Here is a 7,891-nt window from a genome sequence, read left to right on the forward strand (position 1 = left end):
CTAGGGTGTTCCTCTGGCCCAGACGACCTCGGTGCCAATCCGGCTGGCAAGCTTATTGGCATCAGCAGGGGCAACGCATTCACCCACTAGACAAACAATGTCAGTATCGGATGAGCTCGTAATCGCTGAACCCGAAAATGTCGGTCCACTCAACACCAACGCCGCGGAAGAAGCTGGGAGGTTCACAACGATTGCCAAGGGGCAGCCAGGCTGGGATTGGCGCGGGGGCGTGATCGGACCATTGAAAGCTTACGTTGTCGTCATAGCTGCCAACGACCAGATCAAGCGAACGCTCGCAGTCGTCCTCTCGCGACCGACGGCGATAGCTGTAGTGGCGCACATCCCAAACCCTGATGGACCTCACAACGTCGAAATCGGAAGAGGAAAGATCGACGCTGATCGGGGTGGCTTGGAAACCGTCACCGTATTGGCCGTGATGTGACTGGATCTCTTCTATCGAGATCGATGCGTCTACCAGTAATGGCTTAGCGGTGTCATCCGATGGAAGTTCTGGAACTGGGCTAGCACTGGTGCGCTTGATGGCTTCCAACCGTTCCATAGGACCCAAGTCCGAGGGGCTGTGTGACGTATTCATCGGACAGCGCCAGAGTTGAAGCGGAGGTTCGACCGGGTAGGGCGTGATGCGCCGAATGAACTCCGCCTTGGCTGCGACGCAATCAGCCGAACTTGGCCAACCTCCGGCGAGGCAAAGGAATATGGCACAGTCAATTGGATAGGCACTGGCCTGCGTGGCCGGCAGTGCAGCGAGTGCAACTGCAAGGACCTTCGCGCGAGTTCTATTCCTGGATTTTGAGTGTTTCAAGATGGTCTCTCCTGCTTGCGAATCGCTTAAGCAATATCCGGCCAATATATTTCTGACAATCCAATATCGTAAATCGGCTGACTTTCTTATATTGACGTAGATTGTGTTTTAGTCCACAACTTTTGGATGTAGAAGACGGCCCATAGGGGGTCGTCATGGCGGACAACAAGAGACAATACACTGTGGTAACCATCGAGATGGTCCGGGGCCTGAAAGAAGATCAGGTTCCCTTTACATGCCGCTACGAATTTATCGGACTCGCTTCCCTTGGACGACCAAAGTACCACTGCATTTATAGCTCTCCGAACTATGTCGGGGCCTTGTGCAAGTCGAAGATCTCTCGCGCGGGCGCTGAGCCCAGAGAGTTCGATCTTTGGCCGGGGCTTTTTAAGCATCACCAGGAATTTGGCGACGGGCGCATTCTTTGCGTCAAATCGGACTACACAATCGAGTCGATCACTCCAGAGGGTCTGGAAGCGGCGCAGGCTCTGGACGCGAAATCCAAAACCTGATCTGGCACGTTCGAGAACCTGGCTCATCAAATTACTGGGGCAGGGCACATGAAACGGCTCTTGTTTCTCAGCGCTACACTCGCGTCTTTGTTCTTTGTTGCGGTCTGGATTGAACCATCAAAACAAACAAAGACCCTTAGCGCGTCCGAAGTGACTGCCGTTGACGGCGATACGCTCGATCATGGCGAACACCGATATCGGCTTGTTGGGTTTGATGCGCCGGAGACCTATCGGCCGCAATGCCGTGCGGAAAAAACTCTGGGATTGAAAGCGAAAGCAAGGCTGACAGAGCTCATCCAGTCGGCGGACCAGATAGAGCTGGTCATCCAACCAGATCTGGACGTGCATGACCGCTTCCTAGCGGTTGGGCGTGTCGCTGGGCAGGAGGTCGGGGCCATTCTGATTTCCGAGGGTCTCGCGCGCCCATACTATGGCGGCAAACGCCGGTCCTGGTGCGGCTGAAGGAAAGGATCAAACAACGATTTAGTGACAACAGAACAAAACCACCGAGCAGTGAGCGGTCCTGTCGATTGCGCCAACAACCGACAGGACAAGAAACGCCCCAAATCCATCCGGGCATTCCTCAAACATCAAGAGAGAACTGTACTATGGTAAAAACAGTAACCCTAGATGCCGATCTTAGATCGGACAGCACCGCGCCAGAGTCAATGGGTGCGACCCTGAACAACGTGTCTGCGCTTGCGACGGCGCAGCACTGACCAGCGACAGCGCCGAACAGGACATCCCCGACACTTTGGTCAGACCTTCCGGCTGATTGATCCAAGCTGAATGCTGGCTTTCTACGAAGCCCGCGAAGGGCTCAGTGCTGTGTCCCGGCATCCAATTTCCTGCTGCTCAGATGATCGGAACCTCAACCTCATAATCGTAATTATGTAAAAACTACTGACCTATTTTTTGAAAGGCGGAAAGGTGATCACAGTGGCCTTCGACACCATCGAAAGCAAGATTGATCGGCGCTTGGTGCCTGCCGCCCAGAGCTTCGAGCAAGCCTGTAAGGACATTCTCACCGTTATCCGCCATCTTGCCGGAGAACGACCAACCATCAAGCGCGCAATGCGCGAATACTGGCTGGAAAGCGATGCCCGCGCCACGGCTTTCGGGGTCGCGCTCGAAATGTTCCATGTCCTCAATGATCTTGGGTATGTCCGTGCAAATCGGCTCTACAAAGCCTTGAAGCTGCACGCAGACGTTAACAAGGCGTTGGGTCCGAAAGAGCTGTTCCGCTTTGCTTCACCGGAAAAGGCCGCTGTGCTCATCCAAAGCAGCAGCCGAGCGGACTATGCCAGCTCTTACGCAAATCTGAAATTCGGTTGCGACCTGTCAGGCACAATCGACGCCGACACCGCGCGCGACGTTCTGAACCGGCATGAAGCCCTTTGGTTCGTTTACCCAAACGCCACCTATCACGTTCACCTGATCCGCGAAGGTGTCTGGCTGGACATCGATTTGCCGCTTGAAGTGGTCGATGAGCTGCGCCTTGACGTCGATTTCGCAATGGAAATCCGACAAGCGGAACTTGATGCGCAGGGAGCTTTGTCATGAACAAGCCTGCGCGCAAAGTTCTTCCTGATCGTCGGCTGGCTGAAACACGCCGCGTTGAAACTCCGCAAGGGCACACTGCCTTTGTCACCATCGGTTATGATCCAGCGTCGCCAATCAAACCCCGTGAAGTGTTCTATAGCGGTGGTTTTCGCTCTGGCAGCGACCTCGAATACCATCTGCATGATCTGTGCGTTCTGATTTCGCTGTTGCTGCAGCACGGCGTAGCGGCTTCGTTTCTGTCGCGCTCTATCGCTCGCAAGACCTCGGCCCTTGGTGGTGAAGAATACGCAAGTCTCGCAGGCTGGTTGGTGGATGCTGTCAGCATTCCGCCGTCCTGGACTGACGAGTACGTGGCCGCGACCGGCGACGAACAGAACCCCTCCAATTCCTCGCCAACTCAAGCAAAGGAGAAATCCGAATGATCGCAGCAATGCGGCCCCTTCTGCTCGCCTCCACGGCATTTGTGGCGACCGGCGCAAGCGCCCAGGTCATCGAGTATGAACCGGATGGCAGCGTGTTTCTCAACGGTGCGCGGGCAGAAATCGTCAATGGCGTCGTTCGGCCAATCCGGATGCGTGAGTACACGCTTGCCGAAAAACCGGAAGCGCCGAAAGCCAAGCCACAGGAAAAGATCGAGATTGCGGGCAAGGCACCGCGGCCTCGCAGATCCTCGGGCGGCTGGTCGCAAGAGCGGATCGTCAAAGAAATCCATGCAGCGGCAAAACGGCACGACATTCCGGCCGAGTTGTTCATGGCACTGGTCTGGCAGGAAAGCCGGTATCGCGCTGATGCTCTGTCGCCCAAGGGTGCCTATGGCTTCGCACAGCTCATGCCCGGAACGGCGAAAGACCTGGGCGTGAACCCAAAGAACCCTGCCGAAAACCTCGACGGTGGTGCCCGCTATTTGGCGGCGCAGTACCGCGAGTTCGGAACCTGGAAGCTGGCGCTTGCCGCCTACAACGCCGGGCCTCACCGCGTCGTCGAATATGGCGGCGTCCCCCCCTTCACCGAAACCCGCAACTACGTGCGGATCATCCTAAGCAAAGTGAGTAAAGACCTATGAAAAGAACCCACTTCTACCAGCAGATGGCGTTTTTCGCGATCACTGCGTTCATCATCACGGCAGCGCCCGCCTCCGCTGGCTGGCTGCAAGATGCCATTGGCGATTTCATCAACGAAACGCTGGCCGACTCGAAGGTCGTTGGCGTCAGCCTTGCCGCTGTCGGCTTCATCTGGGGCTGTCTCGCCTATGTGTTCGGCTGGGGTTCGTTGAAAGGCCCGGTAATCGCTATCGTCGTCGGCGCTGTTATCGGCCTCGCTGATACATTCATCGGAGCCTGATTGATGCCGCGCCGCAATACGGTCTTTCGCGGCCTGAGCCGCCCCGCAGAATGGGGCGGCCTACCCGTGATCTATCTGCTGGTGATCCTCGGGATGACCATGCTTTCGTTCTTCATGTTCGGGATAGCGCCAGCAATCATTTCGGGTTTTGTTTTCTACACCGGGCTTCGCCTCTTTTACGAATGGGAACCGGCTTTCTTCCGCGTCCTGTCCGTAACCCTTTCCAAAACTCCGCGCACCAAAAACCGCCAGCATCATGGGGGAGATTACTATAATGCCTAAGCCTGCTGCCCGAGGCATGTGGACCCTTGCCCGCTCGTTGATCGAGCCGAGCTGGCGCAAGGATGAAATGAGCCTTTTTCAGATGTTACCGTATGGCTATGTCGTGGACGATGAGGTCATTTCCACACGCAACGGTGGCCTTATCGCCGCTGCAGAAATCACCGGAATCAACGCAAACACGCTGGACGAAAACGAGTTCGAGTTCCTGGCCGAACGGTTTGAGCGTGTGTTGCGCACAACACCCAACGAGGTGGCGTTTTATGTTCATCGACTGACCGTCCCGGCTGAGACTGGTCATGTCATCACAGATCCAACCGGCTTTGCCGGTGCAGTGGCGCAGGCCATGCGCTCAGCGTCCGTCGATGCAGAGCTGAAAGAACGCAAGATCGTCATCAGCGCCATTCTCCAAAAGCGGCAGGATGAGCGGGCAAAACAGATGTTCGGCATGTCGTCTGGAACGATAGACGAGGAACGCCGCGAAATGATCGAACAGCTCGACGGTGTTTTCACAACACTGGCGGGCACGCTGGGCGAAAGCCGTGTGCGTCGGCTGAAGCTCAGCGAGGGGCGTTGGCTCGGCTATTATGGGATGCTGTTGAACGGTCGGTATCAGCCGATCATTCACACGAACATTGCAGAACCCATTGCCTTCAACATGCCGCAAGAGGATGTGCTGTTTCAGGGCAAGACCGGCAATCTGGTCACGGGCGACGATCAGGAACGCTCCATCCGTGTGTATTCGCTGAAGAATTACCCGATGGCGTCGTTCCCCGGCATTTTCGACGGGCTGGACCTGCCGGTTGATGTCGTCATTTCGCAATCCTTCCTGCCGATCAGCCGCGCCCAGGCGCAGGAAATGGAACGCCGCAAGTCGGGACAAATGCGCTCGGCGGGCGACAAAGCGAAGTCGCTTGAAGAGGATTTGTCCATTCTGGCGGACGGTATTGCCTCCGGCACCATGTCACTCGGCAAGCACCACCTGTCGATCTGCGTGTTTGGGAACGAAGAAGATCTGAAAACCGCCGAAAAACACATCATCGGTGAAATTCAGATTTCGGGTGGCACAGTGAAGCGCGAAGCGATGTCGGCCCGTGCGGTGTACTTCGCGCAGCACCCCGGCAATTTCGCATTCCGTCCCCGTGAAGAACTGATTACGGACCAGAACTTTGCGGACATGGTTGCGTTCCACATGCGGCCCAAAGGGCTGGACGCTGAAAAGCTGCCCTGGCCGGGGCCATTGGCGACTTTCCCGACAACGCACGGGGACAGCTATGATGTTTCGCTGCACCTTCCCAAGACCAGCAAAGACGCTGAAAACCTGCCCTCCGGCCACACAATCGTTCTGGGGCCGAACGGATCGGGTAAAACTGTGATCGCGATGCTGCTGGCGACAATGGCGGTGGCACAGGGCGCGCGGATCATCGCTTTTGACAAAGATCGGGCAATGGAAGCTCCGATGCGGGCGCTCGGCGCACAGTACACCCGCGTCCGGGTGGGCGAACCCACTGGCATGAACCCGTTTCAAACGGAAACGGATGAGGCCGGTCAAAGCTGGTTGGCGAATTGGGCCACAGCTCTGATGAGTTACGACGATAAACTGACAGCCGAACAGAAAGACGAGATTAAACAGGCGTGTCAGGCAAACGCGACGTTGCCGCCACAACTGCAGAACTTCGATTCACTGGTCGAGCGGTTCAGAGCCTTTGATGATGGCAAAGACCTCTTCAAGCGCGCGAGTGAATGGGCGGGCGACGGGCGTTTGTCGTGGATGTTTGGCGAGGGTGGCACAGATCCTTTTGCCTCTGACGATCGGCATCTTGTGTTCGATATTTCTGAGGTTCTGGATGACGAGTTGGTCCGGTTGGCATGGATCAGCTACGTCATGCGCCAGATCGAGCGCCGTTGTGCCGCGAAAGTGCCCACTGTCTTTGTGATTGATGAAGCCTGGGTGATCGCAGGCAACCCCTACGGCGCGGAAATCCTCAAGAACGCTTACACCACGTATCGGAAGCTGAACGTCATGATGATGATGATGACGCAGATCCCCGATCACCTCCTGTCGTCAGCGGCAAGCAAGTCGATCCTGGAAAACACCAGCACACAGCTCTTGTTCCCCTCTCGATCCGGCAATGAAGCGGATTACCGGGCAATCGGATTGAACGATTCAGAGGTTGGCGCGCTGAGGGCGCATTTTGGCGACCGCGTAATGCTCATGAAAAAGGGTGATGAGAGTGTTTGGCTCGATGTCGATGTCGGCGCGCTCGGTCCGCTTCTTCGTGTTCTGAGCGGATCAGACGGAAAATCGTTCCCTGATCCTGACTGGCGAAAAAACCCCAACTTCTGGAAGGAAATCACATGAAAACCCGCCTTGTAATCGCCCTTGTAGTTCTGGCCGCTGTCTCGGCCTGCACCAGCACCTATTCGGGCTATCGCAGCAAATGCGCCTGCGACTTTGAGCGCATGACCCCCCCTGAAAACTTGGAGCTTGTCTGATGAATATTTCAAAGAAATTCCGCACAACCATTGCTTTTTCGGTTCTGGCCGCCCTGCCCGTCGTGGTGTCGGCCCAAGGTGTTCCGGTGGTGGACTCTGCATCCATCACACAGGACGCCGCCAATTCGGCCAAAGAAATCGCTGAAATGGTCCGCCAGTACGAGCAACTACTGGAACAGTACGAGAAACTGGAACAGCAACGGGCACTGCTCGAAAACTCGTTCAAGACTATCACTGGCCTGACGGATCTGGACGAGTTCAACAGCCGTAGCTTTTTGAAGCTGGCGACCGCTGCTGACACGCTCGGCTACGCACTGGACGCGGCAGAGGGCGGTATCTCCGGGCTGCCCGATGTCGCTGCTCAGGCAATGGAACGTCGATCCATCAACCTCGGCCTCAACGGTGGCATCTTGTCAGAGTTTAATGGCTCAGAAGTAGCAGCTCGTCGCATCCTGTCTGAACGTGGTGGCGCGGGCCTTATGGCATCGGCGTTGGGTGAGAATGGCTATGACATGGCCGGTCAGCTCGCCGAAGATGCTGAAAAGCTGCGCGGTGAAATCGGCCAGCAAGATGATCTGAAGGACGCAATCGACTACAATACGGCGGTTCTCCTGAAACTCTTGCAAGTTGAAATTGAAATCTTGCGCACAACCTCGGCTAATGCTCTGGCGTCGGGCACGGATCTGGCTGCAAACGCAGCGGACCTAAAGACGCTTAGCAATTACGCAAGAGGAGAAACCCAATGAAAAGCCGCACCACTTTCGCCCTGATCACACTGACGGCGACGCTTTTAGCGTCGTCGGCCAGTGCTGAGGCCCGACTGCCGTTTCCCCCCAATGTTGATTGGACATTTGGGGAATATCGGACCTGTCTTGGT

The 7,891-nt window shown here is 56.2% G+C and carries 12 protein-coding genes; 10 read left to right on the forward strand and 2 right to left on the reverse strand.

From position 1 onward, the window contains the following. Nucleotides 1-100: 100 nt before the first annotated feature. Complete coding sequence (locus tag ACXADZ_RS18350) at nucleotides 101-595, reverse strand: hypothetical protein (protein ID WP_209251506.1); 495 nt, start codon at nucleotides 593-595, stop codon at nucleotides 101-103. A gap of 383 nt (nucleotides 596-978) precedes the next feature. On the opposite strand from ACXADZ_RS18350, the gene ACXADZ_RS18355 reads away from it, so the two are divergent. Together ACXADZ_RS18355 and ACXADZ_RS18360 are read left to right on the forward strand one after the other, a co-directional pair. Beyond that, nucleotides 979-1,335 (forward strand): hypothetical protein, encoded by a 357-nt coding sequence (locus tag ACXADZ_RS18355; RefSeq protein ID WP_142638830.1) that lies wholly within the window; start codon nucleotides 979-981, stop codon nucleotides 1,333-1,335. Between the two features lie 48 nt (nucleotides 1,336-1,383). After that, on the forward strand, nucleotides 1,384-1,797 hold the full coding sequence (locus ACXADZ_RS18360; RefSeq protein WP_170634636.1) for a thermonuclease family protein: 414 nt from the start codon (nucleotides 1,384-1,386) through the stop codon (nucleotides 1,795-1,797). A gap of 177 nt (nucleotides 1,798-1,974) precedes the next feature. Here ACXADZ_RS18360 and ACXADZ_RS18365 read toward each other — a convergent pair whose 3' ends face one another. Further along, nucleotides 1,975-2,175, reverse strand: a complete 201-nt coding sequence (locus ACXADZ_RS18365) for a hypothetical protein (protein WP_209251507.1) — start codon at nucleotides 2,173-2,175, stop codon at nucleotides 1,975-1,977. Between the two features lie 90 nt (nucleotides 2,176-2,265). Here ACXADZ_RS18365 and ACXADZ_RS18370 point away from each other — a divergent pair, with 90 nt between their 5' ends. Genes ACXADZ_RS18370 through ACXADZ_RS18405 form a run of 8 tightly spaced genes read left to right on the forward strand, consistent with a single transcriptional unit; the run spans nucleotide 2,266 to nucleotide 7,760 of the window. Next, a complete protein-coding gene (locus tag ACXADZ_RS18370) occupies nucleotides 2,266-2,898 on the forward strand; it encodes a hypothetical protein (protein ID WP_475198690.1) in 633 nt (210 codons plus the stop codon). Continuing rightward, complete coding sequence (locus ACXADZ_RS18375; RefSeq protein WP_152460687.1) at nucleotides 2,895-3,320, forward strand: TSCPD domain-containing protein; 426 nt, start codon at nucleotides 2,895-2,897, stop codon at nucleotides 3,318-3,320. The genes ACXADZ_RS18370 and ACXADZ_RS18375 overlap by 4 nt, the downstream gene beginning before the upstream one ends. Then, nucleotides 3,317-3,961: a lytic transglycosylase domain-containing protein gene (locus tag ACXADZ_RS18380; RefSeq protein WP_247748075.1), complete on the forward strand. Its 645-nt coding sequence runs from the start codon at nucleotides 3,317-3,319 to the stop codon at nucleotides 3,959-3,961. The genes ACXADZ_RS18375 and ACXADZ_RS18380 overlap by 4 nt, the downstream gene beginning before the upstream one ends. Next, nucleotides 3,958-4,239, forward strand: a complete 282-nt coding sequence (locus tag ACXADZ_RS18385; protein ID WP_170574749.1) for an HAD family hydrolase — start codon at nucleotides 3,958-3,960, stop codon at nucleotides 4,237-4,239. Before ACXADZ_RS18380 ends, ACXADZ_RS18385 begins: the two co-directional genes overlap by 4 nt. Nucleotides 4,240-4,242: 3 nt before the next feature. Beyond that, nucleotides 4,243-4,521 carry a VirB3 family type IV secretion system protein gene (locus tag ACXADZ_RS18390; RefSeq protein ID WP_170624894.1) on the forward strand — a complete coding sequence of 93 codons (279 nt, stop codon included), beginning with the start codon at nucleotides 4,243-4,245 and terminating at the stop codon, nucleotides 4,519-4,521. Then, nucleotides 4,514-6,880: a VirB4 family type IV secretion/conjugal transfer ATPase gene (locus tag ACXADZ_RS18395; protein ID WP_475190770.1), complete on the forward strand. Its 2,367-nt coding sequence runs from the start codon at nucleotides 4,514-4,516 to the stop codon at nucleotides 6,878-6,880. The genes ACXADZ_RS18390 and ACXADZ_RS18395 overlap by 8 nt, the downstream gene beginning before the upstream one ends. Next, nucleotides 6,877-7,014 (forward strand): hypothetical protein, encoded by a 138-nt coding sequence (locus tag ACXADZ_RS18400; RefSeq protein WP_170417970.1) that lies wholly within the window; start codon nucleotides 6,877-6,879, stop codon nucleotides 7,012-7,014. Before ACXADZ_RS18395 ends, ACXADZ_RS18400 begins: the two co-directional genes overlap by 4 nt. Further along, nucleotides 7,014-7,760 carry a type IV secretion system protein gene (locus tag ACXADZ_RS18405; RefSeq protein WP_475190774.1) on the forward strand — a complete coding sequence of 249 codons (747 nt, stop codon included), beginning with the start codon at nucleotides 7,014-7,016 and terminating at the stop codon, nucleotides 7,758-7,760. The genes ACXADZ_RS18400 and ACXADZ_RS18405 overlap by 1 nt, the downstream gene beginning before the upstream one ends. The last annotated feature ends 131 nt before the right edge of the window (nucleotides 7,761-7,891 follow it).

The organism is Ruegeria sp. ABM4_193 (genome assembly GCF_056158705.1).